22 protein-coding genes and 5 pseudogenes are annotated in these 26,197 nt (G+C 59.5%); 14 read left to right on the top strand and 13 right to left on the bottom strand.

What is annotated here, in order from left to right:
• Positions 1 to 8 precede the first annotated feature (8 nt).
• From JJB74_RS29165 to JJB74_RS29145, 4 genes and pseudogenes are all read left to right on the top strand, one after another.
• Positions 9 to 233, top strand: coding sequence for an acyl-CoA dehydrogenase family protein (locus JJB74_RS29165; protein WP_200598071.1), 225 nt, complete (start codon positions 9 to 11; stop codon positions 231 to 233).
• A gap of 375 nt (positions 234 to 608) precedes the next feature.
• Positions 609 to 821 (top strand): acyl-CoA dehydrogenase family protein, encoded by a 213-nt coding sequence (locus JJB74_RS29155; RefSeq protein WP_200598069.1) that lies wholly within the window; start codon positions 609 to 611, stop codon positions 819 to 821.
• A 255-nt stretch (positions 822 to 1,076) separates the two neighbouring features.
• Positions 1,077 to 1,697, top strand: a pseudogene (locus JJB74_RS29150) (enoyl-CoA hydratase/isomerase family protein); the annotation flags it as partial.
• Between the two features lie 144 nt (positions 1,698 to 1,841).
• The gene (locus tag JJB74_RS29145) at positions 1,842 to 2,429 is read left to right on the top strand and encodes an acyl-CoA dehydrogenase family protein (protein ID WP_200598067.1); all 588 of its coding nucleotides are present in this window, start codon (positions 1,842 to 1,844) and stop codon (positions 2,427 to 2,429) included.
• Between the two features lie 150 nt (positions 2,430 to 2,579).
• On the opposite strand, the pseudogene JJB74_RS29140 reads toward JJB74_RS29145, so the two are convergent.
• From JJB74_RS29140 to JJB74_RS29130, 3 genes and pseudogenes are all read right to left on the bottom strand, one after another.
• Positions 2,580 to 3,545: pseudogene (locus tag JJB74_RS29140) on the bottom strand (NAD(P)H-dependent flavin oxidoreductase).
• Between the two features lie 253 nt (positions 3,546 to 3,798).
• Positions 3,799 to 4,593, bottom strand: coding sequence for an SDR family oxidoreductase (locus tag JJB74_RS29135; RefSeq protein WP_200598066.1), 795 nt, complete (start codon positions 4,591 to 4,593; stop codon positions 3,799 to 3,801).
• 203 nt (positions 4,594 to 4,796) lie between these two features.
• Entirely contained in the window at positions 4,797 to 5,072 is a 276-nt protein-coding gene (locus JJB74_RS29130) for an acyl-CoA dehydrogenase C-terminal domain-containing protein (protein ID WP_200598065.1), read from the bottom strand.
• A 487-nt stretch (positions 5,073 to 5,559) separates the two neighbouring features.
• Between JJB74_RS29130 and JJB74_RS29125 the strand changes: the two genes are divergently transcribed.
• A complete protein-coding gene (locus JJB74_RS29125) occupies positions 5,560 to 5,751 on the top strand; it encodes a hypothetical protein (protein WP_200598064.1) in 192 nt (63 codons plus the stop codon).
• Positions 5,667 to 6,269 carry an enoyl-CoA hydratase/isomerase family protein gene (locus tag JJB74_RS29120; RefSeq protein ID WP_234484956.1) on the top strand — a complete coding sequence of 201 codons (603 nt, stop codon included), beginning with the start codon at positions 5,667 to 5,669 and terminating at the stop codon, positions 6,267 to 6,269. The genes JJB74_RS29125 and JJB74_RS29120 overlap by 85 nt, the downstream gene beginning before the upstream one ends.
• 1,100 nt (positions 6,270 to 7,369) lie before the next feature.
• On the opposite strand, the gene JJB74_RS29115 is transcribed toward JJB74_RS29120, so the two are convergent.
• The 6 genes from JJB74_RS29115 to JJB74_RS29090 form a co-directional block, all read right to left on the bottom strand.
• On the bottom strand, positions 7,370 to 8,788 hold the full coding sequence (locus JJB74_RS29115) for an MATE family efflux transporter (RefSeq protein ID WP_200598062.1): 1,419 nt from the start codon (positions 8,786 to 8,788) through the stop codon (positions 7,370 to 7,372).
• 211 nt (positions 8,789 to 8,999) lie between these two features.
• Positions 9,000 to 9,425 carry a MarR family winged helix-turn-helix transcriptional regulator gene (locus JJB74_RS29110; protein WP_200598061.1) on the bottom strand — a complete coding sequence of 142 codons (426 nt, stop codon included), beginning with the start codon at positions 9,423 to 9,425 and terminating at the stop codon, positions 9,000 to 9,002.
• Between the two features lie 52 nt (positions 9,426 to 9,477).
• Complete coding sequence (locus JJB74_RS29105; RefSeq protein WP_200598060.1) at positions 9,478 to 10,653, bottom strand: HlyD family secretion protein; 1,176 nt, start codon at positions 10,651 to 10,653, stop codon at positions 9,478 to 9,480.
• 22 nt (positions 10,654 to 10,675) lie between these two features.
• Positions 10,676 to 12,100, bottom strand: coding sequence for an efflux transporter outer membrane subunit (locus JJB74_RS29100; protein WP_234484955.1), 1,425 nt, complete (start codon positions 12,098 to 12,100; stop codon positions 10,676 to 10,678).
• 109 nt (positions 12,101 to 12,209) lie between these two features.
• Positions 12,210 to 13,772, bottom strand: a complete 1,563-nt coding sequence (locus tag JJB74_RS29095) for a DHA2 family efflux MFS transporter permease subunit (protein ID WP_200598059.1) — start codon at positions 13,770 to 13,772, stop codon at positions 12,210 to 12,212.
• Positions 13,769 to 14,206, bottom strand: a complete 438-nt coding sequence (locus tag JJB74_RS29090; protein WP_200598058.1) for a MarR family winged helix-turn-helix transcriptional regulator — start codon at positions 14,204 to 14,206, stop codon at positions 13,769 to 13,771. The genes JJB74_RS29095 and JJB74_RS29090 overlap by 4 nt, the downstream gene beginning before the upstream one ends.
• Before the next feature lie 308 nt (positions 14,207 to 14,514).
• On the opposite strand from JJB74_RS29090, the gene JJB74_RS29085 reads away from it, so the two are divergent.
• Positions 14,515 to 14,934 (top strand): hypothetical protein, encoded by a 420-nt coding sequence (locus tag JJB74_RS29085; protein ID WP_200598057.1) that lies wholly within the window; start codon positions 14,515 to 14,517, stop codon positions 14,932 to 14,934.
• A gap of 32 nt (positions 14,935 to 14,966) precedes the next feature.
• On the opposite strand, the pseudogene JJB74_RS29080 reads toward JJB74_RS29085, so the two are convergent.
• A pseudogene (locus JJB74_RS29080) lies at positions 14,967 to 15,284 on the bottom strand (IS5/IS1182 family transposase); the annotation flags it as partial.
• Between JJB74_RS29080 and JJB74_RS29075 the strand changes: the two are divergent.
• Positions 15,284 to 15,514 (top strand): annotated as a pseudogene (locus JJB74_RS29075) (hypothetical protein); the annotation flags it as partial. The pseudogenes JJB74_RS29080 and JJB74_RS29075 overlap by 1 nt on opposite strands.
• A gap of 1,554 nt (positions 15,515 to 17,068) precedes the next feature.
• Here the strand turns inward: JJB74_RS29075 and JJB74_RS29070 are convergent.
• Positions 17,069 to 17,377: an MFS transporter gene (locus JJB74_RS29070; RefSeq protein WP_200598056.1), complete on the bottom strand. Its 309-nt coding sequence runs from the start codon at positions 17,375 to 17,377 to the stop codon at positions 17,069 to 17,071.
• Positions 17,378 to 17,724: 347 nt separating this feature from the next.
• On the opposite strand from JJB74_RS29070, the gene JJB74_RS29065 reads away from it, so the two are divergent.
• Genes JJB74_RS29065 through JJB74_RS29050 form a run of 4 tightly spaced genes read left to right on the top strand, consistent with a single transcriptional unit; the run spans position 17,725 to position 21,449 of the window.
• Entirely contained in the window at positions 17,725 to 18,957 is a 1,233-nt protein-coding gene (locus JJB74_RS29065; protein WP_200598106.1) for an aromatic ring-hydroxylating dioxygenase subunit alpha, read from the top strand.
• A 1-nt stretch (position 18,958) separates the two neighbouring features.
• Positions 18,959 to 19,432, top strand: coding sequence for an aromatic-ring-hydroxylating dioxygenase subunit beta (locus JJB74_RS29060; protein WP_200598055.1), 474 nt, complete (start codon positions 18,959 to 18,961; stop codon positions 19,430 to 19,432).
• A gap of 11 nt (positions 19,433 to 19,443) precedes the next feature.
• Complete coding sequence (locus tag JJB74_RS29055) at positions 19,444 to 20,433, top strand: PdxA family dehydrogenase (RefSeq protein ID WP_200598054.1); 990 nt, start codon at positions 19,444 to 19,446, stop codon at positions 20,431 to 20,433.
• Positions 20,430 to 21,449, top strand: coding sequence for a CDP-6-deoxy-delta-3,4-glucoseen reductase (locus JJB74_RS29050; RefSeq protein WP_200598053.1), 1,020 nt, complete (start codon positions 20,430 to 20,432; stop codon positions 21,447 to 21,449). Before JJB74_RS29055 ends, JJB74_RS29050 begins: the two co-directional genes overlap by 4 nt.
• Positions 21,450 to 21,546: 97 nt before the next feature.
• Here the strand turns inward: JJB74_RS29050 and JJB74_RS34340 are convergent.
• Together JJB74_RS34340 and JJB74_RS29040 are read right to left on the bottom strand one after the other, a co-directional pair.
• Positions 21,547 to 22,038, bottom strand: a pseudogene (locus tag JJB74_RS34340) (IclR family transcriptional regulator).
• Positions 21,941 to 22,321: a hypothetical protein gene (locus JJB74_RS29040; RefSeq protein WP_200598051.1), complete on the bottom strand. Its 381-nt coding sequence runs from the start codon at positions 22,319 to 22,321 to the stop codon at positions 21,941 to 21,943. Before JJB74_RS29040 ends, JJB74_RS34340 begins: the two are co-directional and overlap by 98 nt.
• A gap of 135 nt (positions 22,322 to 22,456) precedes the next feature.
• On the opposite strand from JJB74_RS29040, the gene JJB74_RS29035 reads away from it, so the two are divergent.
• Positions 22,457 to 23,833, top strand: a complete 1,377-nt coding sequence (locus JJB74_RS29035) for an MFS transporter (RefSeq protein WP_200598050.1) — start codon at positions 22,457 to 22,459, stop codon at positions 23,831 to 23,833.
• Positions 23,834 to 24,516: 683 nt separating this feature from the next.
• Complete coding sequence (locus JJB74_RS29030) at positions 24,517 to 25,905, top strand: MFS transporter (RefSeq protein WP_200598049.1); 1,389 nt, start codon at positions 24,517 to 24,519, stop codon at positions 25,903 to 25,905.
• Positions 25,906 to 26,197: the final 292 nt, after the last annotated feature.

Here is a 26,197-nt window from a genome sequence, read left to right as displayed (position 1 = left end):
TTTGGCCCTTGGAGTACGGTGGCACTGGTTGGACGCCGATACAGCATTATATTTTAGCTTATGAGCTGGCTGAGGCGGACGCGCCGGTACTGGCACCCAACGCCACCCGCATGGTGGCGCCTGTACTCATCGCCTTCGGCAGCGAGGAACAAAAGCAGCGCTGGCTGCCGGGTATACGCAATGGCGACGGCGACGGCGACGGCTACTGGGCGCAGGACTATTCCGAGCCCTAGGCCGGGTCGACTTGGCCTCGCTGGCACGCCGCGCCGAGCGCGACGGCGACGACTACATGATTAACCGGACCAAAATCTGGACCACCCATGCGCATTGGTCCAACAAGATTTTCTGTCTCGTGCGCACGGCCCCGGGCACCAAGCGCCAGCAAGGCATCAGCTTCCTGTGTTTCGATCTGAATGTGCCGTGCATAGGACCCATCCCATCATTAGCTTAGCGGGCGGCCACGAACTGAACCAGGTGTCTTTCGACAATGTGCGGCTGCTTGCATCGTCGCTAATCCCCGAGGAAAACCAAGGATGGAGCATCGCCACATATCTGCTGGAGTATGAGCGCGGCTATAGCGGAACGCTCCTGCTGCGCCGCCGTCGGCTATGCAACAGCGCTGCCCGAGTGTTTGCCGATGCGGACAGCGTCGCCGCAAGCTGGCTTACGCCGGATGCGCCGTCGACGCGGTGGAGGCAATGGAACTGCGCGCGCTGGCGGCTCAGGTCGCCGGCCAGTCACCCGGCATTGCGCCGTCGATTGGCAAGGTGCTCGGTTCGGAACTGCGCCAGAACCTGACCGAACTGGCGGTCGAGATCTGAGCGATCTGGCGCATGCGTGCCCGGCCTTCTGCAATTCGCTGCACGAGAAGGCATCTCTGATGGAAGAGGCCGTAATGGGTATGTCTTCGTACCTAAACGACCGCGCCGCTTCTATCTATGCTAGAAGCAATGAACTGCAGCGCAACATCATTGCCGCGCATTCGCTGGCCGAGTAAGGCCGCCGACAACAATCCTTGGAGTAGACAATATGGACAATGAGACCTTAATCATCCGTAAAGGCCAGACGGCTTAACTGTCTTGACGCTGAACCGTCCGGACAAACTAAATGCGCTGGACTTGGCGATGTGCGAGCGGCTTTCCAAACATTGCACCGACCGCATCGGTTTGGTTGTCATGCGTGGCGCAGGCAGGTGCTTTTCCGCAGGTCACCACCTGTCGGACATCCGCGAAGGGGAAGGCATGGAGAACCTCATCCGGCACTGCCAGCCGGTCGAGCAGCTTGCTAACCTGCCGCAGCCAGTGATCACTGCCGCGGATGGCCAGTGTTACACCGGTGCGCTGGGGCTGGCCCTGGTCGTTGACATCATTGTCGCCTCATCGGCGAAGTTCGCGGACACCCACGCCAAGTGGGTATTGACGCCGGTATGGGGGCGGAGCCACCGGCTGCCGCGCCACATTGGCCCATCAAAGGCGCGAGAAATAGTGATGACCTCGCGACCTATGCCGGACGCGAAGCCGCTGCCATGGGGCTGGCTGACCAGTCCTTACCGGCGAGCCTTACCTGTCGACCGTGATAAACGGCGGCGGCTTCTTGGCGAGCGCCGACACGCCGGCCGCGTGCGGCCTGCTGGAGCAGATCATCGCCGGCAATGCCATGCTGGCATTTGCGCATGCCGAACGGCAAGGCCGCTATGACTTAGTCGACCTCAATACATTGTTGAAGCGCGACGGATCAGGGTATGTCATGCCCGGCCACCAGGCAGTTATGTGCGGCGCGCCGTAGGCCAGCCATTACCTCGTCACAGCGCGCAGCGGAGTGGCCAGCGCGAAGCTGACGGGATGTCGCTGGCATTGGTAGCACGCGACGCTGCCGGCGTGCGCAGCCACGACTATCCGCTGGTGGTCGGCGGCCGCGGCGCCGGACTCTTTTGTGAGGATGTGAGGTTGCCGGTTAATGCTATCTTGCATGATGGCGATGCACTGCCGCTGATCGAACGCGCGGTCGACGATGCTACGCTTGCCGCATGCGCCGAAGCGGCGGGCGTGCTGCGCTGGATTTACCGGGATACGGTGCACTATGCACGCGAACGCATGCAGTTCGGCGTGCCGATTTCTTCGTTCCAAGTCCTGCAGCACCGAATGGCCGACATGCTGATGCATCTGGAAAAGCCATCAGCCGTGACGCAGCCGACAATTGGCATGCCGGGCGAGCCGGAACTGGTGCGCCGCCTTGCTGTATCGTCCGCCAAGGTAACAGTCAGACAGGCGTGCCGCTTCATCGGCCAGAATGCGGAGCAAATTCATGGCAGCATGGACATGACCGATGAACTGGCGATTGGCCAGTTCTTCAAGCGGGCCACCGTGCTGGAAGGCCTGTTCGGCCCGGTCGACCGCCATCTGCGGAGGGTCGACCGGCAGGCTGCTTGAGCCGACAATCAGCAATCCTTAAAAGTCCATCAGCAGCGCTGCGCGGCCTGCCGGTATAGCCAAGTTAGGTGCTCCGTTAGGTGATACCGCCAGTCTCCTGATCCGGTCGAAGTTTCTTGCATGCGGGACGGCCAATCCGGATCGCTGCACTCAGAGATAGGAGAAGGCTACTGTTAGGCGTGCGCGACACTCCGACACCATGCGCTCGATCAGTTCGGCGCAGCTCGGGACGTCGTCGATCAGGCCCACCACCTCGCCGGCCGAGACCAGGCCGGCGTTCATATCATTTGTCTCCAGCGCTTGCCGGCCGCTCTGGCCGGAAACCAGCGGGCGGATATCCTCGAAGCTGCAGCCTTCGGGGCGGCCTTCCATCGACACCACCTCGTTCGAAACTGGTGTCTTTAGCACCCTGCCGGTGTTATGTAGGGTACGGAAGATCAGGTTGGTGTCGCGCTCGGTGGCGCGCACCAGCGCCTGCTTGATGTTGTCGTGTAGCGGTGCCTCCTTGACCGCGCAAAAGCGCGTGCCCATATTGACAACTCGGCGCCCAGCGCCAGCGCAGCTGCCAACCTCCAGCCGTCGCTGATGCCGCCGGAGGCAATCACTGGAATCTTCAACGCCTTGCCTGCGACTGGGATCATCACTAGACCGCCGACGTCGTCCTCGCCCGGATGGCCGGCGCATTCGAAGCCGTCGATGCTGATAATGTCCACGCCGTTGCGCTCAGCAGATAGCGCATGCTACACGGACGTGCATTTGTGCAGGATGCGTACGCCGTTGGCCTTGAAGCGCCCGATGAAATCCTTGGGACTGTTTCCGGCAGTCTCTACGATCTTGATGCCGCCCTCGATGATGGCTTCCACGTAGTCCGTATAGGGTGGCGGATTGACTGATGGCAGGATCGTCAGGTTGACACCGAAGGGTAGGTCGGTCATGTCGCGGCAGCGGCGGATCTCGCCGGAGATCTTCCAGCGTCGGCTGGGTGAGGGCGGTCAGGATGCCGAGGCCGCCGGCATTCGAAACCGCCGAGGCCAGTTCTACGCGGCCCACCCGCCGCATGCCGCCCTGCACGATCGGATAGCGGATGCCCAGCATTTCGGTGACGCGCGTCTTCATCAGGTTTTTCCTCAGTGATTGTATGTGTGTGGTTCAGCAGGATCCCGCGGGCCAGATTGCCTGCCGCGCTTCCCGGACCGTTCATATCACCGATTTTCTGCCGGGCAGCCATGCCCGGCCTCGTCGCAAGCAATGATTTTTCCGGATCACTGCGAACGTGCCGAGGCTCGGCCGCCCGATTGGTGTTTGCTGCAGAGTTGGCATGGTTCTGATCAACCGTCCTGCAGCATCTAACCGGTGAACCGGATAGGCTCTAGCCCGCGATAACCGCCGATGCCCCTCCATCCACCGGAATGAACACGCCCGACATGTGCTTGCCCGCATCGCTAGCCAGCAGTAGCAGTGGGCCCTTCAAATCTTCATCGTCCCCCATTCGGTTTAGGGGGATGTTGTCCCTGACGTTTTCCGCGCCCACCTGCTCAATCATGCCGTTGGCCATCTTGCTCGGGAAGACGCCCGGTCCGATGGCATTGACATTGATGCCGTAGCGACCCCATTCCGCTGCGAGGCAACGGGTGAAGGTGAGCACCGCCCCCTTGCTGGTGTTGTAGCCGACCGCCTGCATCAGCTTGATGTTGCCCCCCAGCGCCGCGACCGACGCGATATTGATGATCCTGCCGCTGCGCCGGGGAATCATGCTTCGCTTGCCGATTTCGCGGGTCAGCAAAAACAGTCCCCGCACATTCAAATTCATCACCTTGTCCCAGGCTTCGAGTGAAAACTCCTCGGCGGGCGCGCCCCAAGTGGTGCCGGCATTGTTGACGAGAATGTCGACATGGCCGAATGCCTGCAATGCCGCATCGGTCAGTGCCATGACATCCGCATGCCGGCTGACGTCGGCAACACTGGTGGCAACGTCGATGCCTCCGGTACGGAGCTCGACTGCCGCTTTCTCCAGCTCATCCGCCTTGCGCGCGCTGATCATCACGCTGGCGCCGGCTTCTCCTAGCGCATGCGCCATCTGCAGCCCTAGCCCGCGGGAGCCGCCGGTTACCAGCGCGGTGCGGCCGCTCAAATCGAATAACGCTTGTACAGTCCTCGCTTTCATTGGCGCTTCCTCCTTTGCGTTCGGCTTCACAGCCATTCCGGATCGGTGTCCAGGAAGGTCCTGGATCTAATTACGGTCACACCTAGCAAGGCGTGGATCTTCTGCAATTCGTAATGATGAAAGTAGCGCACGTCAGCGAGCTTGCCGTGGCGCAGCGCATCGTCGGCAATGCCTTCCACAGCCAGCGCGACATCGAGCCATAGTCAGGCAATAACCACATGGCCAAAGCACTGCATGTAAGGTGTGGCATTTGCCAGCGCTTCTGTCGGCGAGGCGTTGGTCCACGTGGACTCTGTCGCGGCCAGCGAAGCGTCAAGCGCGGCGCGCACGGCCAAGGCATGCGCCGTAAGAAGAGTTGTGCCGCGGTGCCCTGAATTGTGTCGACCATGCGCGGAAGCCAACAGCTGGAATGCGCAACCTTCTTCCTTGCACATCTTCCTATGCAGCAAATCCAGCGCCTGAATGCCATTCGTGCCCATACCGGGCCGGTATTTAGGTCATCGGCTTGCACGGCTCGTCGACCGCGCTCGAAGATGAGGCAGCACTTTGCCTGCCTTTTCCTAAGGCGTGTTCCCATTTTCGTCCCCACGTGTTGATCCGGCGTCTTCCGTGAATGCAGCCGAGCGATATGCGTAGCCAGCAGGGCAAATGGGCGCGGCGACCCGCAGCCCGCGCATGCGAACGGCAGGCCTCGGCACTTGTCGCATCGCGCCTTGCCGACAGCGTGTCGAACGGATGAAATTCTTCAACGTGTTCCGTATACCTTACGAATTGCTGTTGGAAGGATTGTCACGGCGTACCACGGCCTGCGCCTCGTCTTAAGCGACGATTCGGCGCACATGCGCCGCCGCAGCGTTGAGTCGTCGCTTAAGACGATGTTCGCGACCGAGCGCGCGGCTACGCCTTCCCAACGCCAACACGGGCTGGGAGATTGCCGAGCCTGAGGACGCGCGATGCGATTCATCATTGGACCGTACGAGGTACATCTTCGTGCTCGCGCGCAACGGGCTCGGCAAGGCGAAGGCGGTGCACGGATACACGCTCCCGTATTACCTCACTTACCAGGACGAAGCATGGGTGTTTCCAAGAGCAGCGTCCCACTACGCTACTGGCGACGGCCGTGTGGCGCATATCCGCTTCAACCGCCACTCGTTGTGAACGCCCTCGACATACCAACCGCTCATGCCCTTCTCGCCGCCTGCAGATCCGCTCATGACAATGACGGCGTACGGGCCGTAGTCATCAGCGGGGAAGGGCGTGCCTTCGTCGCTGGCGGTGACCTTGCCGCTATCAGGGAAAACCTAGTGGGAACGGCACGCGAACTCATCGCCGCAATGCACGGCGGCATCGGACTGCTCACGGTGATGAGGGCGGCGGTACTGGCAAGCCTGCATGGCGTGGTGGCCGGCGGAGGCATGGGTGTAGCGCGCGCCTGCGATCTTGCCATTGCCGCAGAGGGAACGCGCTTCAAACTGGCCTACGTCAACGTTGGCACAAGCGCCGACTGCGGCACCTCATGGGCCTTACCGCGTCTAGTCAGCGTGCGTAAGCCAATGGAGATCGCCCTGCTGGGAGATACACCTGATGCCCCGCAGGCGCTGCATCGCGGACCGGTGAACCGCGTGGTGCCAGTGAAAGAACTTCAGGAAGGGACTGACCGCTGGCGCATTAGCTAGCCGACGGCCCGGCACCTGTTCTGGACTGCCTCAAGCATTTGATTTGCGCTCGTCATAACCACGATTTGCAAGCACAGCTGGACGCAGACGCTGAGAAGTTCAACGCTTGTACGGAAAGCAGCGATTTCGCTGAAGGCATTTCCGCCGACTTCGGCAGGCGGCCCGCGCGCTTCGATGGGCACTGATCCGGCAACATGAATGAAGCTCGGCTGCATGGGAACATAACGACAAGGAACCCGGCCAAGAGCGAAACCGTGGAGAGCTTTCGTCAGCATGGAATTGACGATGTGCTGCGACGCACCGCGGGCGCGTGCCGAACAAGACCGCCATCGTCTGCGGCACGGTGACCTGAACCTATCCGAGTTCGGGACCAGTTGCTCCCGGCTCGCACAGGCACGCCTAGTAGGTAATTATAATTTCTAGCGCATTAAAAATTATACATTATGACAAGAACGACCACAACGACTATTATTCACAAAGCTCGCATAAATTTAAGCCATATTAATTAATCATTCGATGCCAAAATAAATTTGATATATAACCTCATAAAAGACTCTAAACGACAGGGGCGAGAATACTAAAACCCTTTTTGACGAGCTGAATCAATATTGCTTCGCAGGGTTGTTGAATTGATATAGAGCATGTTGCCAAAGCTGGAAATAGCCTTTTGCATCCGATTGGTTCACTTAAAACGCAATGACGAGCCTTCCTGCTCATAGAGTCGATATATCCGCTTATGTTGTCTCGCGAGTCTTCCCGCCGCAGCATCACATATATGGTCATTGCAGACTGTAACTGGTTTACAGGGTGAGAGACGTGGAGATTTAGACACCTTTCCAAGGCAATATCCTCATTATCTTAACTTGCCATGAAACCGGAATCGGGTGTGGGCGAAGCATACGTAAACCCACTGACGGTACTGCCGGAATGCGAAGGGGTGCTGGTTTTCGATGCGGGGATACTGAGGGAATAACTCAGTCGACCCATACAATGGGTGGACGCGGTACGGGTACGAGGTGGGGAATTATCACTCAGCTTGACGCTGCGTCGTTACATCGTCAAATCGTACGAGCGGTTGGACTGGCCGGATCTTTTTTCGATTAGTGAATCCCCTCATCGAGAATCGTTTCATCGGTCGTTTGGACAACCTGCTTGTCTTCTTCAGTCAGACGGCCGTCTTTCCAGGTGCCTCGAGCGAACCAGCAGATTGAAATAAGGGAGACCGCCAGATTGGTGACCGGGAACGACCACCAGATTCCTTGCGCATGCAGCATGGTGTGCTTGGACAGTACATACGCAAGCGGAAACTGAATCATCCATTGCGAAACCATTGCGATGATCATGGCAATGAGCATGTTGCCGGAGGCGCGGAAGGCCGACACGATGCAAAGCTGAATTCCGATACCGCCCCATGCCAAGCACATGATGCGAATGAAATGCGCGCCTTCGGCGATGACACTGGCATCATCCGGAATAAAAAAGCGCACCAGCCATGGCGCGCATAACCACGCAACAATACCGAGCAGGGTGAGGAGGCAAAAGCTCAGGAGTGCGCCAAGCTGCGCCACACGCGCTGCGCGGTCAATCTTGCCAGCGCCGATATTCTGGCCGACCAGCGTTGATACCGCCATCGACATCCCCATCACGGGAATCGTCACGACCTGGAGAACGTTCGAACCGACGCCATAGGCGGCGATGGTCAGGGTGCCGAAACTCGATACCAGAAACGACATGACGGTCAGCCCAAGTCCACGGGTGGACAATTCGACAGATCCCGGCAGGCCGAGAAAAAAGGCGCGTTTAATGTATTGAAGGTCGGGCGCGAATGCCCGCCATTGTAACTGGATGCCATGCCGCCCGCGTAGGAAGACGGCGATCCCGATGACGCTCGCCAGCGCCTGGGTCACCAGCGTCGCGAATGCGGCACCCATGACGCCTTGTCCTGGCACCGGCCCCCATCCGAAAATGAAGAGCGGATCCAGCGCGAAATTCAGCAGGACCGTGCCGATGACGATGTAGAGTGGAATCTTCGTCTGTCCGACGCCGCGCATCAGCGCTTGGAACATCGCATAGGTGAACACGAAGATGATGCCGATGAAGGAGACGCGCATGAAGCCAAGGGCGCCGGCATAGACTTCCGGCGCTACACCGAGCAGCTCCAGAAGATACGGAGACAGAATGTAACCGAGAGCGCCGAAAAACATCGAGGTGATGAGTACCATGAGCATCGTTTGTGCAGCTACATGATTGACCATGTCCTGTCGGCCCGCTCCCATGTACTGGGAGGTGAGCGTCGCACCCGCCATAGCCAGGCCGGAACCCAGCGCAATAACCAGAAAGGTTACGGGAAAGCTCACTGAAATAGCTGCAACAGCTGACGCGCCGAGCCTGCCGACCCAAAATGCGTCGGTTAATTGATAGCCGGTTTGGAGGATGTTGGCGAGGATGATGGGAAGCGCCAGGGAGAGCAGCGCACGCGGGATCGGTCCTTCAAGAAACAGTGCCTGACGATTATTCATCTTTCTTCGCTCATGACTTTTCCAAATACGGGATAACGCACCTCAGTGTCCCGTCTTTGCCACGAATCATTTCGGGAAACCGCGGTACGAGGGACAAAGGTGCCGACATGCCGCCTTTCTACCCAGTTCAGATGTCGGGCGATATTCCTTGCCTAATACTTCCGCCTAGGTCAGCTTCCAAGGCAGGCAATCACAACCGGTACGCCTTGCGTCAGGCATTCATGATCATCCTGCGCAGAAAACCCTTGAACTGCTCGATTTCATCTGGGCTAAAGCCGCGCAGATGAAGATTCATCGCATCAACTGCCACATGCATCATCACGTCTGCCTGTGATATTCCTTTGTCCGTCAAACTAACTTCAATCACGCGACGATCCCGATCGCTGCGTAGCCGCCGGATGAAGCTCTTTCCCTCGAGCCGGTCCAGCGCTCGGGTCATCGCTCCGGTGTCCACTCCCATTCCCCGTGCCAAGTCGGCGGCGGTATTCGCATGCCCATGCAGCAACAGGAGAAAAATGCCGAGCTGCGCATGCGTCATGTCGAACTCGGCAAGGGCCCTGTCGATAGTCGTGGCCAGTCGTCCCCCCGCACGTTTCAGCAGGTATCCAACGCTTTCATCGAGGGAGTAATCAACCACTTGGTGAGTGCCAGTGAGCCGGGGAAGGGGAAATGGTAACTTCTCCGGTAGATCAAGTCTTGTTGCTGTTCGCAGAGATGATGGCGTCCGCGGCAGCTGCTGCATCCTTGAGCGGCTGTGCCAGCACAGCGGTGCTGTAAAGCGGCGTTGCCGGCATCGGTGTTCCGAGCATGGGCCCGTCGGTCTGATGGGTATCAATCGTCACCACGGTCGACAGGCCAATGCGCAACGGGTGCTGCTCCAGTTCCTTCGGATCGAGTGCGATACGCACCGGAACTCGCTGCACCACCTTGATCCAGTTCCCGGTCGCATTCTGCGCAGGTAATAACGAAAATGCGCTGCCTGTGCCCGCCGACAAGCCGGCCACCTTGCCGTGGTATTCGACCTTGCCGCCATAGACGTCCGCTTCAACCGTCGCCTGCTGGCCCACGCGGATATTGCGCAACTCGGATTCCTTGAAATTGGCATCGATCCACAACTGGTTCAACGGTACGATCGACATCAGCGGTGTTCCAGGGGTCACATGACTGCCGAGTTGCACGCTGCGCTTGGCCACATAGCCCGATACCGGGGCCAGAATCGCATTGCGCCGCGACGCGATCCAGGCTTGTATGAAGTCTTCTTTCGCCGCAAGCACGCTGGGATGATGCGCCAGGTCCACGCCAGACAAACCCGCATGCGCGGCCTCTTCCTGCCGCAGCGCGACCTTCAACGCCGCGCGCGCATCTTCGACAGCCTGACGCGCATGTGCCACATCCTCCCCAGATACCGTATGGTCAGCGGCCAGCGGCGCGCGGCGCGCGAAATCGGCTTCGGCGCGCTGCAAGGCCAACTTGCGCAGTTCCACCGTCGCCTCGTATTGCGCAACGCTGGCATAGCGCTCGCGCTGTTGGCGCACCGTGGCTCCCAAGCGGGCTTGTGCCTGCGCCAGCGCGACATCGGCATCGACCGGATCCAGATGCACGACTTCTGCTCCGGCCTGCACGGCCTGGGTTTCGTCCGCGCGTATCTCCTGCACGTTACCGGTCACCTGGGAGGACAGCGTAACAAGATTGCCGCCGACATAGGCATCGTCGGTTTCTTCGCGCTTGGATAGCACCAGCATGTCGTAGACCGCATACAGCGCGCCGGCGAGTACAAAGAGGAGCGTGATGCCTAACAGTACCGCTCTACGCTTGCGGTTTTGCCCGGCAGGGGGCGTTGGTATATTGTTTTCCGGAGTAGACATGGTAAGTTTTTTTGGATCTGTCTTATGGTTGTTTCGTCACAGAGACCTTGGCGCCGTCGATGTTCCGGCCTTCCTGGTTGGCGTGATAGCCACCTCCCAGCGCCTTCATCAGCGCCACTTCCGCAAGCTGGCGTCGGGTGCGTAGCTGCACGATGACATCGGCCTGGTTCAACGACGTCATCTCCGCGCGCAGCAGGGCGCCATGGTCCGTCAGCCCCTGCTTCAGGCGGGCCTGTACGCTCTTGAGGACGGCATTACTCGAGCGCACGGCATCATCCTGGCGACCCAGCTCGGTGTCGAGGCCTTGGATCTCCGCACCCGCCTGCGCGACCTCGCGCACCGCGTCAAACACGGATTGGTTGTAATCGGCAATGACCTCATTGCGCGCGCTGCGCGCTTGTCCGAGCTGGCCTTGCAGGCTCTTGCCGTTGAATAGCGGCAGCGACAGCGTCGGGCCCAGATAGAAGGTGCGGCTTCCTGCGGACAGCAGATTGCTTATCGAAATTGAGTCCAGTCCGAATGAGCCGGTGAGATTGATATCCGGGTAGAACGCAGTCTCCGCCAGCTCGACACGGCTCAGCGCCGCCTGGACGCGCCATCGTGCAGCTTGCAGGTCCGGGCGGCGGGCGAGAAGCTCCAGTCCCAGCCTTCGTGGCAACGGGGCCGCTGTCGTGGCTGCTGGATGAGGCCGCAGGTCACGCAGCGCATCGCTGCCAGCGCCAAGCAGTGCGCGCAAGCCTTCTCGCTCGCGAACGGCATCAGCATCGATTTGGGCAATCTGGCGCTGCAGTTCACTCAAGCGGGTCTCGTCCGTACGCTGCTCGTCGATAATGGCCAGTCCACGCTCGATGCGCCGCACTGTGTCCTTGATCATGTCCCGCTGCAGCGCTTCCATCCTGCGCAAATCAACCGCAAGCGCCCAGTCGCCTTGCAGCCGAAAATAGCTCTGTGCGATTGCTGCTGCCAGTATTAGCTCGGCTTGAGCATAATCAGCGCGGCGTGCATTGGCTTCACCGGCCGCTGCAGCGATCCTTGCGCGGTTACGACCCCACCAGTCGAAGTCATAGCGCGCCTGAATCCCAAGCGTCTCTTCCGTATAGGTGCTGCCGCCGATCGGAGACGGAAACAGGCCGTTAGCGGAATAACGCTGCCGATTGGCTGCTGCCTGAAAATTCACGCCGATGTCGCGCGCTGCCTGATTCTGCACGAGTGCCGCCTGCGCAGCTCCGATGCGGGCGGCCGCGCTCTCGAGCGTCGGGCTGTCCTTTAACGCCGCATCGATCAGCTGTTCGAGCTGCACATCCCCATAGGCAGTCCACCAGCGCGCCTGGGGCCATCCTTCGCGGGCAAGGTGGATGTCCGTCGCGAGCTGTGCGCCGGCCACATCCTGTTGTGGGGTCACATGCCGCTCCGGTGGAATGACGGCGCAGGCGCCGAGGCCAACCAAAGCGGCGCATGCGAGACTGGTGCGTAGCCCACGGGTCATGGGCAGAATGCGGCTCGCGCCGCCATCGTGGTCGTTTCGAATGATTGATTTCATCGTTTCGTCGCGTATCTCATTCCATCGCCGCATGGTCGACGGCTACTGCGGCATCCTTCTTCGGCGCCTTGATCAACAGCAGAAGGGGCAGCACCAGTGCAGTCATGATTGTCATCATCCAGAAGTCGTCAATGTAGGCAATCATCGAAGCCTGCCGCGTGACCTCTGCATTCAAGAGGGCCGCACCAGCCTGGCTGCCAAGCTGGTACACCGTGCTGGTAGCCGGATCCTGCAAGGCGGGGTTGGCATAGGTGAGCTTTTCCACGAGCGAGGCATGGGTGATCTGCGTATTTCGTACCAGCAGCGTCTGTACCAGCGCAATGCCGATACTGCTGCCTATATTGCGGATCAGGCTGTAGATTGCTGTTCCTTCAGCGCGCATCGTTGGCGTGAGCGTGGCAAAAGTCGCCGCGCTTAGTGGCACGAACACCAACCCCAGACCGACCCCCTGGATCACGCCGGACCACACCACATTGGCAGGTGCGATCGTGAGGGTGAAATGACTCATCTGCCACAGCGAAAACGCGGTCAGCGAAAAGCCGCATGCCAGCAGCGCCCGTAAGTCGACACGGCCGACCAGGCGGCCGACGATCAACATCGCGAACATGGTGCCAATGCCGCTTGGCGCGGTAACCAGGCCCGCCTCGGCGGCCGGATAATTCATCAGGCCCTGCAGCATTGATGGCGTCAGCGCACGCGTAGCAAACAACACCATGCCGACGATGAAGATGAACAGCAGCCCGGTGACATAGTTCGAATTCTTCAGCAGGCGATAGTCGAAGAACGATTGCCCGGCAGGCTTGAGCGCGGTGTGCGCGACGAAATAGGAGAAGCTCATTGCAAGGATGATCGCTTCGATCCAGGTCTCACGCGCGGAAAACCAGTCGTTTTGTTCACCGCGGTCGAGCAGCATCTGCAGCGCGCCGATGGCCAAGCTCAGCGTAGCGAAGCCAAAGAGGTCGAAGCGCATTGCGCGCGCGGGCGTCGTGCTGCGGATGTATTTCCAGATGCCGTAGAAGGCGAGCGAACCGATGGGAACATTGATGAAGAATACCCAGCGCCAGTTATAAGCGTCAGTCAACCAGCCGCCAAGGGTCGGGCCGAGGATCGGACCAATCATCACACCCATACCCCAGATCGCCATCGCGGAGCCATGCTTTTCGCGCGGATTGATATCGAGCAGCACCACCTGCGACAGCGGCACCAGCGCGGCGCCGAAGATGCCCTGCAACAGCCGCGCCAGCACGATTTCTGTCAGCGAATTCGAAATGCCGCACAGGACCGAAGCAAGCGTGAAGCCGGCCACCGAGGTCATGAAAATCGTTTTCTGCCCAAAGCGGTCGCAGAGCCAGCCGGTAAGTGGAGTTGCGATGGCTGCCGCGACGATGAAGGAAGTCAATACCCAGGTGATCTGGTCCTGCGACGCGGAGAGACTGCCTTGCATATGGGGCAAAGCCACATTGGCGATAGTGCCATCAAGCGCTTGGATGATCGTGGCCAGCATGATCGATACTGTGATCATGGTCCGGTTCAGTTCGGCTTCCGGGCGGCTTGCTGCAGAGGTGTCAACGGTGCTCATGGAGCGGACTCCGCCTTTTCGCGCACCGACTCGAGAAGCTCGGTCATGAGTTGTAAATGGTCCTTATCGATATGCGCCAACAACTCGTTACGTACCTGATCGGCTTGGCTCTTCACTTTCTCGTATAGCTTGGTCCCGGCTTCAGTCAAAGCAACGAGCTTGATGCGTCGGTCGGTGGAAGATGGCACACGCACCGCAAGGCCGCCTGCAGTGAGCCGATCGATAGTCACGACCAGTGTCGGGTTTTCCACGCCGAGGCGGCGCGCCAACTCTGTTTGCGGCAGAGGCTCGCCGGCCGCGGCAACTACCGCGATTGCCATCCATCCGGCTTGGCCGATGCCCAGATCTTTCAGTCTTCTGTCGATTGCTTGTCGCCACGCGCGCGATGCGTGGTAGAGCGCAGCAGAGAACCGCTCTTCGATGGAAAACGCCATGTTTTCGAGAAAACAATTAGAGTACGAAACATTAGGTTACCACACGAATTTCGTTTAGCCAATCTTTGTTGCGCTGGAAGCTTGCGGCGTACTGGCATTCGCTATGTGCGTAACGCACGAAGAGTGGCAAATATGAGTCGAGAGTCCTCCACGCGAACGCTTATACGGTTTCCATGCGCGGGGATCACGTTGCAACGACTGATCAGGTTTTGCGCTTTTTCGTTGTGCCTGGCGGACTGTGTAAGGCGGCAGCGGGGATGATTTGCAGACAAATCCATGGCCGCTTAATGGTTCGGCACAGGAATACGATGACGCGCTATAGCGTCAATATCTTCAGGATGAGAAGCATGATGAAAATTTATGGTGGAGAAAGCATGGATATCGCAATCATTCGGCAAGCGGCTGCGCTAGTGCTCATCGGTATAGTCGGCGAAGCGATCGCAGCGCCAGCGCCTTCGCAGTTTCGGGATTGCATGGATATTCAAACAGATGCCGAGCGGCTTGCCTGCTATGACGACCTTACTCGCAATAGCACAAGAACAGTAGTCGAACCAGCGCGTACTACCGGCATCCAGGCACCTGCTGCTGGCGGTGATAAACCCGTAGTGCAAGAACCGGGGCATGATGACCACGGCTCCTATCTCATCAGCCACTGGGAACTCGACCCGACGCAGAAGCGCGGCACCTTTAACTTTCGCCCGCACCACGGCTTTGTTGCACAAATATAGTAAAGGGCGAGTTTGCTCTTTCGTAGGCGGACTTATGGCATAGCGACCGTAATGGGCGTGCCAAGACGCGTAAAGCGATTTAGCACGGCAGCACGTACCTGTAATTCGGCCACTTGAGGACCGAAGTCGCGCGCTTGGACGCGCTCGCCAAGGAGCTTGTAACAGCGCATTTTCGTCTCAATGAGACTTCGTCGGTGATAGCCACTCCACTTCTTCCAGATCGTGCGCCCCAGTCGGCGCGTCGCGTGCAGGATTTCATTGCGCGCTTGCGTGCCAGGAGGATCCGTCTTCGAGGGCTTCGCATTTGTGCGCGTGGGGATAACGGCATGGACCTGGCGTAGCGCGATCGATGGTGGAAGAAAACTTTAGGCGTGCACTACTGCTATCGCGTGGCGACCTGTCGATTTTCGTCACGAGGCCAATCAGCGCAGCCTTCATGGCGGTGTGCACGTTGCTGGTGCTGGTGCAGGTCTTTTTCTGGTTGCGCGCCAAGGCCCGCCCCAAGGCCCGCCCCCAGAGGAGCCCGACCGCCGCTACCGTCGCTGAGCCCAATGAGGAGGGCATTGCCAGCGACGCCTAGGCGGCAACCATGAATGGACTTATCTCCAATATCTGTGCAAATGGCTTCCTACGAAGCCATTCTTGAGCGTTCTACTTCCTATCGTCCCTAAACGCAGCGGCTTCTGAGAGACTTGGTAAAGCCTCATAGGAATGTTGCGATGCGGGTTTGAGTTGGCAATCTTGCTTTGAGGAATGTCGCAAACCAGCGCAATCATACCGAAACCGTCTGGGACGCTTTCTGTGTTTGCTTCCATCGCAGACGAGGCCAACAGCGAAGTCATTGCCTGCCTGCATGCGGTAACGGCGCTTTAAACGAGGGAAGCCATCGTTCATGAACTGCTTGAAAAGGTGAACTGGCCGAACGACACTGCACAGCTGCTCGACCCTTTGTGAGAGACGTCGCATTCCTGTGTGCCGCGATGGTCAAAGCGCCGGCGCTGCGCACCTATGCCAACGACACGCTCGTCACAATTATCCAAGGATAGGAATTTCATCCTTTTCCATGTGCCTAGGCACGGGCCCACATCAAAGCGATTTCTCTGTGAAAGGCCGCAGCACCTCGCTCAGCGCATCGCGCACAACCGTGGATTTCTGCCGAAGCCCTAAGGACTTCTGTCGCCGGTATTGTGATCGGCAACCCGCCTTATCTAAGCCTAATGAGCATGCCAGACTCACTCCGCATGCAATGCGAGGCACTGGTGCCGCAGTATGCAAGAAGCTGGACATGCTGCACCCTTTCACGACCGTCGCGGACCTTCCTTCGCCATGGCGGCGAGATCGGCGCAGCGACCCCGAATCGGTGGCACTACGGCGCCGGCGCTTCGCAGCTTCGCCAGGCCCCCATCGGCAAAGGGCGTGCAATGCGCAACCGCAGTGTCTTGACGGTTTGAGCGCGTTGTATCAATCAGAGGCAGGTGCGAAGCGCCAGAACATCGCCGCAGGTGCAACCGGCGGCGCTGGTGCCCGGCGCAACTGCTAAGCTGAGCGCAGGGCGCTGTCAAAATTTTCCAATGATGTTCGGTACCAATTCCGGAGTGTGGTCAATGGTTCATGCATTCGCATAATGTTCGGCACTAAACCAAGGTCATCACTACCTCTGTCTTGCTATTTTCGATCCCTCAATCAGGACCGATATGGCGCAAACCAAGATCGTGACAGCTACGATTACCATTCCTGTCGATAGGCTATGTGTAACTGTTTGGACGCGACCGACAAGCATCGGAGTCAACCACTCCCCGAAAAGCGCGCCGCACGAGCCAATCACCACAATTGCCGCAGGTTTAACCTTCGGAGGAAGAAACGTCTGCGGTATAGCCTAGAAGATTTGCAAGGATGCATAATCACCTATGTTAGCAAGCATAAATCCTACTAGGGCTAGCGGGACGCCATTAGAGATCGCCACTATTCCACAGCCCGCTGCGGCCACCAGCATCGCGAACACCGTGTGATAAACGCGTTCGTTACGTCGGGCGGATCTTCTACACAGCAATATCATTCCAATCAAACCTGCGACCGGAGGAACAGCTGCCATAAGACCGATCGTGCGGAGCGGCACACCGTTGGAATGGAGAATCTACGGAAGCCACACACCCAATGTGGAGTTACCAAAGAAGACGCCGATATAGCCGAAAGCTAACAGCCAGAGGACAGGCTTTTTCAAGAGGGCGCGCATGCCCGCGTCGTGATGGCTTGACGAGGCCTTAACTTCACTATCGATTTGTTGCTGCAACCATTGTTGCTCGGAAGCGCTCAACCATTTCGCCATGTGCGGGCGGTCGGTCAAATAAGACATCCCGAAGACACTGAGCAAAACCGCAGGAAGACCTTCAAGTAGAAACAGCCACTTCCACCTAGGTACGCCAAAAGTGCCATTGAGTTGCAATGGCGTCCTGTGACCAGTCATGTACCAGCACGGGCTCCGCTACCTTGCCGTACCATTCGTTCGGCACAGTTGGAAATGCGCGCAGCATACTCCGCTCCTGCGAGACCATGGCTGTATATAGGCCGCCGTGTGCCCCCGGGAATTTTCCCGGCATTGATCTCGACCCGCTCGCCCACCTTTAAACGCTGGGAAACGCCGAGTACCCACCCTGTTCGCTATGCGAACTAAACCCCGCCGCGAATTGACCCTCCCGAATCCGCGCTCCTACACTGCGTCGCAATGCAGAGCCTTCTCTCTGCCGGCTACTTTGAGGTGACGCGATCATGAACATCAGCACGCTGCACGATATGCGCGACAAGCCCGCCCGCACCTGGGAAGAGGACGTCACGCGCATTCCCTACTGGGTCTACCAGGACGCCGCGGTCTATCAGGCCGAGCAGAGCAAAGTCTTCGGCGGGCCTACCTGGAGCTATCTCTGCCTGGAAGCCGAGATCCCGAAGAGCGGCGACTTCCGCACCACCTTCATCGGCGAGATGCCGGTCATCGTGGTGCGCGGCAATGACGATGAAATCTATTCCTTCGAAAACCGCTGCTCGCATCGCGGCGCCCTGATTGCGCTGGAAGACCGTGGCAACGCCGAAGACTTCACCTGCGTTTATCACGCCTGGCGCTACGACCTCGAAGGCAACCTGAAGGGCGTGGCCTTCCAGAACGGCGTCAATGGCAAGGGCGGCATGCCGGAGTCCTTCTGCATGGAAGCGCATGGCCCGCGCAAGCTACGCACGACTGTCTTCTGCGGCCTGGTATTTGGCAGCCTCGACGAGGATGTGCCGCCGATCGAGGAATACCTCGGCGAAGAGATCACGTCGCGCATCGAGCGCGTGATGCACAAGCCGGTACAGGTCATCGGCCGCTTCAAGCAGATGCTGCCGAACAACTGGAAGCTCTACTTCGAGAACGTGAAGGACTCGTATCACGCGAGCCTCCTGCATGTGTTCTTCACCACCTTCCGCATCAATCGCCTGTCGCAGCGCGGCGGCGTCATCGTCAGCGAAGATGGCGGCCATCATGTGTCGTATTCGGCGATCGATCCGAATGCGGCCAAGGACGCCGAGTACAGCGCCGAAAAGCTGCGCTCGGACAAGGAAGACTATCGCCTGGCCGACCCGAGCCTGCTCGACGGCTGCGATGAATTCGGCGATGGCGTGACGCTGCAGATCCTGTCGGTCTTCCCCGGCTTCGTGCTGCAGCAGATCCAGAACTGCCTGGCGATCCGCCAGGTACTGCCCAAAGGGCAGGAAAACACCGAGCTGAACTGGACCTACTTCGGCTTCGAGGACGACACCCCGGAGCTGCGCAAGATGCGCCTGAAGCAATCGAACCTGATCGGCGCGGCAGGCTTCGTGTCGATGGAAGACGGCGCGGTCGGCGGCTTCGTGCAGCGCGGCGTGGCCTGCGCCGGCGACGAAAAGGCCATCGTCGAAATGGGCGGGGCCGGCGTCGAATCGGTGAACTACCGCGCCACCGAGACTTCGGTGCGCGGCTTCTGGAAGGCCTATCGCAATCTCATGGGGCTCTGACATGGCAGCGGCAATCAATTACGAACAACTCAATACCCTGAACGCGGCCTATGCGCGCTGCATCGACGACGACCAGCTCGAGTCCTGGCCCGCGTTCTTCCGCGAAGACTGCCTGTACAAGGTCACGACTGCGGATAATCATCGCGAAGGCTTGGAAGCCGGCATGATCTACGCCGATTCGCGCGGCATGCTGCAGGACCGCGTGGCCGCGCTGCGGGAGGCGAATGTGTACGAGCGCCATTCGTATCGCCATATCACTGGCGCGCCTTTCATCGTGAACAGTGGCGAGGCGGAAGCGGCGGTGGAAACCCCGTTCATCGTGGTGCGCACCATGCGCGGCGGCAAGACCGATGTGTTCGCCACCGGCAAGTACATCGACCGCATTGTCGCCGAGTCCGGTCAGCTGCAGTTCGCCGAGCGCATTGTGGTCTGCGACAGCGTGGCCGTTGATACGCTGCTGGCGATTCCGCTCTGAGCGAGCAGGCGATGAAGAAGCGTATCGCCGTCGCCATCGGCGACCCGAACGGCATTGGCCCGGAGATAGCGGTGAAGGCAGCCGCGCAGACGCTGGAGTCGAATGCACAGGCGGTGCTCGTCGGCGACGAATACATCCTGCGCGAATGCCTACGCCGCTACGCGCCGGGCGTGGAATTGTGCGCGCTCGATGAAGCGGACCGTGCCGATGGATGCATCGCGCATGTGGATATCAAAGCGCTCGATCCGACTTGCTACCAGCCCGGCAAGGTCGATGCCGCCGCAGGCCGCGCCACCGTAGCTTATGTCAGTGAAGCGGTGCGCCTGGCTCAGGCAGGACGGGTGGATGCCGTGATCGGCTGCCCGCATTCGGAAACCGCGGTGAACGCCGCCGGCATCGCCTTCACCGGTTATCCTGGCCTGATTGCGCAGCTGTGCGGCAGACGCAAGGACGAGGTGTTCTTGATGCTGTCGGCGGCCGGCCTGCGCATTGCGCATGTGACGCTGCACGAGTCGGTACGCAATGCGCTGGCGCGCTTGACCCCGGAACTGGTGGTGGCGGCCGGCGCCGCAACGGCGACGGCGCTGCGCCGGCTCGGCATCGCGCAGCCGACGCTGGGCGTGTTCGGTATTAATCCGCATGCCGGCGAGGATGGGCTATTCGGTGACGAAGATGAAACCATCACCAAGCCAGCGGTGGCGCGATTGCGGACAATGGGCATCGCTGCCGACGGTCCCACCGGCGCCGACCTGCTGCTCGGGCAGCGCCGCCATGATGCGTATCTGGCCATCTTCCATGACCAGGGCCATATCCCGGTCAAGCTGTTGAGCCCGCTGCGCGCGAGCGCATTGTCGATCGGCGCGGATGTGCTGTTTTCCAGCGTGGGACACGGCAGCGCCTTCGATATCGCCGGCCGCGGCATCGCCGATCCGGCATCCGTGATCGAAACCCTGGCGCTGCTTGCGACCGCAACAGTCGCGACTATGGAGAACAGGACATGACTTACCAGATTGAAGTAGAAGGCAGCGACATCCGCTTCGAGTGCGCTCCCGGCACGACCATCCTTGACGCAGCCAGAGCCGCCGGCTACGAGCTGCCGTATTCCTGCCGCACCGGCATTTGCGGCAGCTGCAAGGGCAGGGTGGTTGAAGGCGGCATCGATGCGCCAGCCGTGCTCGAGGGCATCACCGAGGACGAACGGCGGGCGGGCTGCACACTGCTATGCCAGGCCAAGCCGGTTTCTGATGTGAAGATCGCGCCGCGCTCGATTGCGAAGATCGATCCAAATGCGCAGAAGCAGGTGGCGGCCAAGCTGTACCGCGTCAGTCGTGCCGCCGACGATATCTCGGTGCTGCATCTGCGCTTCCCGGCAGGCACCAAGGTTAAGTTCAGGGCTGGCCAGTATCTGCAGGTGCTACTGGAGGATGGATCACGCCGCAGCTTCTCGATGGCCAATCCGCCGCACCAGAACGACGGCGTGCTGCTGCATGTGCGCCATGTGCCGAACGGCAGGTTTTCGGCCTATCTCGATGCGAGTCCGGCGACCGGCGATATCGTCAAGCTCGAAATGCCGTTCGGCGATTTTCACTTGCGCGAGGACTCGGACAAGCCGATCGTCTTCGTCGCCAGCGGCACCGGCTTCGCGCCGATACGCTCGATCCTGGAGGACGCGTTCAAGCGCAAGCTCCACAATCGGCCGATGACGCTGTACTGGGGCGGGCGGCGCAGCCGGGACTTGTACCAGGCCGACGTGGCGCAGAAATGGGCGCAGCAGCATCCGAACTTCCGCTTCGTGCCAGTGCTGTCCGAGCCGGAGGAGGGCTGGACCGGCCGTACCGGTTTCGTGCATCTGGCCGTGCTTGAGGACTTTCCATCGCTTGCTGGGCATGAGGTCTATGCCTGCGGCGTGCCGGCCATGATCAACGCGGCGCGGCGCGACTTCGTCACGCAGGCAGGTCTGGCGGCCGACGACTTTCATTGCGATGCCTTCGTCACCACGGCCGAGACTGCGCAGTAGGCGGACTAACCAACTTCTTCAACACATTCCTCAACCGTGTTTTATCGGGGATGCGCTGTCGGGGGGCGGCAAGCCTCACCGCGCGCATGCGCGCCCCTTACAACAGCGTGCTGAGTATGCAGCGCGAACATTCCAGCTCGGGCGGAAGCAGATTCACCGCCTTGTCGACGTTGTATCGCGTCGCAGGGGCGGCGATGCTCATTGCGCCGACGTCGCGACCGCTGGCATCCGCCACCGGCACCGCGATCGAACACAGGCCGGGTTTGAGCTCTTCATTGCTGTATGCATAGTCCAGGCCACGTGCTTCTTCAGCCAGTGCCATCAGTTCCGGTATCAAGGTGCGGGTATGCGGCGTTAGCGCTTCGCGCCGGCTGCGCTTCAACAGGTTTTCGCATTTTTCGCTCGGCAATGCTGACAGCAGCGCGCCCCGGGGGCGGCAAACGCGGGCAGACGCGATCCCATGTACAGGCCGGTGCTAAAGCTGCGCCGGCTCAATGCGCTCGACGAATACTATCTCGACGCTGTTGAGCACGGCGAGCGAACACGATTCTTGCACGCGCTGGCTCAGTGCTTCGAGGATGGGTTGCACCACCTTGGGCAGGGGGTGCGAAGCGACATAGGCATGGCCGAGATACAAGACCCGCGCCTCGATGCGGAATTATTTGCTGTCCAATTTTACGTATCCCAGCCGCTGGAGGGTCAACAGCGAGCGCCTGGCCGATGCGCGGGTATGCATCGGTGATGCGCGTGGCCTCGGTCAGCATCAGCGCGCGATGCTCGATGCCGAACGCCTCGATGATCGACAGCCCCTTTTCCAGGCCGGCGACATATTCCTTGTCGTCCGTCGGCGGTGCGGATTCGATGCCATTCATTAGGCGCGGACTTGTTCGAAATGCGAACATTTTAGTGGGATTGGTTGACGCTGCGTAGACCCCTCACTAAGTATGTGCAGTGTCGTCCCACGGCGATGCCCCGGGCGGCCCGACAATGACAGAAGGAGACAAACCATGAGTCAGAACGTGATACGCGTGTCCGACGTGATCGAGCAGCGCAAGGTCGGCGGCTATCAAGCCATGATCGTCCTTCTGTGCGGCCTGATCATGTTCATCGACGGCTTCGATACGCAGGCAATCAGTTACATCGTGCCGCTGGTGGCGAAACAGTGGCATATCGCGCCGAAGACCCTGGGGCCGATCTTTTCCTCCACGCTGGTCGGGCTCATGGTCGGCTATCTGCTGCTGTCGCCCTTGTCGGACAAGTATGGCCACAAGCGGGTGATGACGATTGCGAGCCTGATGTTCGGCATCTTTACCGTGGCCACGGTCTGGGCCGGCGATGTGACGCAGCTCATGGCGATGCGCTTTCTGACCGGCATCGGTCTGGGCGCGGCAGCACCGAGCGCGGTGGCGCTGACCGGAGAATTCAGTCCGCAGCGGCTGCGCGCGAGCTTCGTGCTGGCGATCTATTGCGGCTTTTCGCTCGGCTTCGTGGTGGCCGGCTTCGTCGCCGGCGCGCTGCTGCCGCTCTATGGCTGGACCTCGCTGCTATGGGTCGGCGGCGTGACGCCTATCGTGCTCACGCTGCTGTTGATACTGTGCCTGCCTGAGTCGATGGCTTACCTGACGCGTTACCGCGCGCGCAGCGGCGAGCTTGCAAAGACCCTGCTGAAACTCGATCCCCGCCTGCGCATCGATGCCAATACCGTGTTCATCGATGGCGCCGGCGCAGCCAGGCGCGCGGCGATCTCCGCGTTATTCACCAAGGGGCGAAGCAGCGGCACGCTGCTGTTGTGGCTGATCTTCTTCATCAACCTGGCCCTGTTCTACTTCATGCAGAGCTGGCTGCCGACGATGCTGACCGCGATGAAATACCCGCTGGACAAGATCGTGCTCATCACCGCATTGCCGACCACCGGCGGCATCCTGGCGGCCTTCGTCGTCGGCCCGGCGATGGACCGCATCGGCCCGTATGTTTCGATCAGCGTGCTGTATCTGTGCGGCGCGGCTTTCCTGGCCTTCACCGCTTCCTCATTTGGCGCTTCGCTGCCGGTGCTGATGCTGGCGGTCTTCCTGGCCGGCTTCTGCGTGAGCGGCGGCCAGAAGAGCGTCATCGCGATGGCGGCGGTGTTCTATCCGACCGAGATCCGCTCCACCGGCGTGGGTTGGGCACTCGGCATCGGCCGCCTTGGCGGCATCGCCGGACCGTCGGTGGTCGGCATGCTCATCGGCGCGCACTGGAGTCCGGCGGACGTGTTCTACGCCGCCGCCGTGGTGATTTTGGCCGCCGGCCTTTGCACCGCCATCATGGGCCGCATCTACGGCAGGCGCGGCAACCTGCCGGGCACGGCTGCGCAGGTCGGCGCAGCGGATGCGGCGCTGAAATAAGCTGGCAAGCATGGCTGTGATGCCGCGCGCATGCTGAACTGGGCTGGCTAGCTATCGCGTGCTTGGATCTATGGCGCGACCGTGCTCTTCTATCTCGCCGTTGGATTGCCTGCTGCGTACGAGCGCGGAGACGCCGCTGCTGTCGTCGCTGTTGCTGGCTGCAATCCTGGTAGCCATGTCCGCCCCCGGCGAGATCATGCGCCTGAAGAAGCATCAAACAGCCATAGAAGCTGTAAAGGCTTTCGTTCATAGGTACAAAGGCCAAAAGCGCGTATTCGCGCGGGTGGTGTAGCAGTGCCTCTACGAATAGTTCACATTGCGAACATAGGTACTCCTTTTGCTGACTGTCGAATTTGCCTATTTCTACATTGATCTATACCAAGACCTTGTTATCACGGACTGAGTACGAGGCTATGACTCGTGTGCTGAAAGTGATAATGGCCGTGTCATTGACTCATCAAAACAACGAAGACAAGAATGGCAAGCGCAAATGTAAAACACACTCGTGTCAATGTACCGGTATCCGACTTCGACCCGTATGCGGATGAAGTATTGCGAAAGCCCTACCCCTATTACAAACAGCTGCGCGAGCTCGACCCTGTGGTCTGGCTCGAACGGTAACAAGTCTATGCGTCGGCGAAAACCCGGTCCGCCTTTCAAATCGGGATGTAAAGGAGACACCAGTGAGAGACGATTCAATACGGGTTACGGATATCATCGAATCCCGCAAGGTAAGTGCCTACCAGTACATTATCGTGCTCCTTTGCGGATTATTGCTGTTCATCGACGGCTTCGATACGCAGGCAATTAGCTATATCGTTCCGCAGCTTGCTAAGGAATGGCACATCTCGACCAAGATGCTTGGGCCGATTTTTTCTTCGACCCTGGTCGGTCTGACGGTGGGCTATCTTTTCGTTTCGCCCTTGTCGGACAAGTATGGCCACAAACGTGTCATGATTATCGCCACCTTCCTGTTCGGTGTCTTTACTATCGGCACGACATGGGCGTCAAACGTGCAGGAAATGCTGGCGCTGCGCTTTATCACCGGCGTCGGGCTGGGTGCCGCAGCGCCGAGCGCGGTCGCCCTGACAGGCGAATATAGTCCGCAGCGCCTGCGAGCCACCTTCGTGCTGGCGATCTACTGCGGATTCTCCTTTGGCTTCGTTGTGGCCGGGTTTGCCGCGGGCTATTTGCTGCCGCGCTATGGCTGGACTTCGCTGCTATGGGTAGGTGGAATGACCCCCATCCTGCTTAGCGTCGCTCTGTTTCTGGCCTTGCCGGAGTCAATCACTTACCTCGCACGTCGAAAATCGGACTTCAGCATGCTGTCCACGATTGTTCGCCGCATTAACCCCGATATACATATCCGTCCAGGAACCCATTTCCTGGACGTCCAAAGCGATGCCAGGCGGGCACCCATAACAAGCCTGTTCACGATGGGACGCGCCTGCGGCACGCTACTGCTGTGGCTGGTGTTCTTTATTAACTTGGGCGTGTTCTATTTCATGCAGAGCTGGTTGCCAACCATCCTGACTGGGCTAAAGTATCCGATGGACACTGTAGTATGGCTGACTTCCCTTCCAACGATAGGCGGCATCCTCGCCGCACTCGTGGTTGGACCGGCCATGGATCGCATCGGTCCCTACGTTAGCATTGGCACCCTTTACTTGTGCGGCGGCTTCTTCATGGCTTTCACTGCCATCATGTTCACCGCGAAGCTGCCGGTCCTCATGGTTGCCATTTTCCTTGCCGGCTTTTGCGTCAGCGGTGGCCAGAAGAGTGTCATCGCATTATCGGCCCTGTTCTATCCTACGGAAATACGGTCGACGGGCGTGGGCTGGGCGCTGGGTATCGGGCGATTCGGAGGTATTGCAGGACCGTCAGTCGTCGGCCTGCTGATCGCTGCCCACTGGACGCCAACTCAGATTTTCATGGGTAGCGGCGCGCTGATCTTCGTGGCAGGCATAGTCCTGTTGCTGATGGGCGCGTTGTACCGTGAGAGCAAGAATGCCAGTCATGAAACGAGCTCGGTCAAGCCAGTTGCTGAGAAAGGTCTGCGCAACTCGAATTAGCGTTACTTTGTTGAGTGCTGCAGCACTACCCGCCAGATGCTCGAAATGGAATCCAAACGAGCATCGCCTGTTTAGCCACATTAGTATGGACAGGACAAGCGCGTCTCCAACGAAGAAATGCGCGCCTTGCGTATCGAGCCGCTTGCCGTTTGCCCAGCGTGCAACTATCTAGTCGGCCCTGAAGAATTCCGAATTTCAATAAATGAGATTGGTCTGGCAAGTACCTTTGAGCTTGTTGATGATCAGGCGCAGGTTGTGCCCGGCTCCGCACAACACCGCATGGATGGCGTCG

The organism is Noviherbaspirillum pedocola, assembly GCF_016632335.1.
GTDB classification, from domain to species: Bacteria; Pseudomonadota; Gammaproteobacteria; order Burkholderiales; family Burkholderiaceae_D; genus Noviherbaspirillum_A; species Noviherbaspirillum_A pedocola.
This window is presented reverse-complemented; position numbering and strand designations above follow the sequence as displayed.